At 79.4% G+C, this 693-nt stretch carries 1 protein-coding gene; it reads left to right on the top strand.

Annotated features, from left to right (window positions below):
- Nucleotides 1-693: uroporphyrinogen decarboxylase/cobalamine-independent methonine synthase family protein (locus tag CBZ_RS20335; RefSeq protein ID WP_130783229.1), on the top strand; the 693-nt coding region annotated here is incomplete at both ends.

Raw genomic sequence — 693 nt, 5'->3', positions numbered from 1 at the left:
GCACCGACGTGCTCGAGGCCCAGTCGACCGTCGTCGGCGACCTCGTCGACGCGCCGTCTGAGGTCGCCGGCCTGCCGTTCACCGTCCTGCTGCCCGCGCGCGGACCGTGGGGCGACCGCGTCGGCCACGCCGCCGCCCTGCTCGCGGAGCTGCCCGCCGAGCTCGGACCGCACGGCTGGAAGCTCGCCGACCGACCCGGGGGCGACCTCGGTCGTGCCCGCGCCTACGTGCGCGAGGACCTCGACGCGCTCGCGGTCGCCGCGCACGGGTACACGGGCCCGCTCGTGCTGCCCGTCGCCGGACCCCTGACGCTGGCGGCGAGCCTGTACCTCGCGCGCGGCGACCGGGTGCTGTCCGACGCGGGCGCCGTCCGGGAGCTCGCGGAGTCGCTCGCGGTCGGGATCGGCGAGCACGTCGCCGCGGTGCACCGGTCCGTGCCCGGGGCGCAGGTCACCGTCCTGCTGCACGAGCCGCTGCTCGCCCAGGTCGTCGCGGGCGTCCTGCCGACCTTCTCGGGGTACGCCGCGCTGCGCGCCGTGCCCGGTCCCGTGGCCGCCGAGCGGCTCGCGACGGTCGCCGACGGTGCTCGGGCCGGCGGCTCCGGTGCCGCGGCGGTCGTCGTGCACGGCGGCACCGCGTGGACGTCGCTCGCGACCGTCCGCGCCGCCCGGGCCGACGGCGTCGCGCTGGCCG

The sequence above is a fragment of the Cellulomonas biazotea genome, assembly GCF_004306155.1.
GTDB lineage: Bacteria > Actinomycetota > Actinomycetes > Actinomycetales > Cellulomonadaceae > Cellulomonas > Cellulomonas biazotea.
Note: the sequence above shows the minus strand (reverse complement) of the source record. Positions and strands in the feature narration are given on the sequence as shown.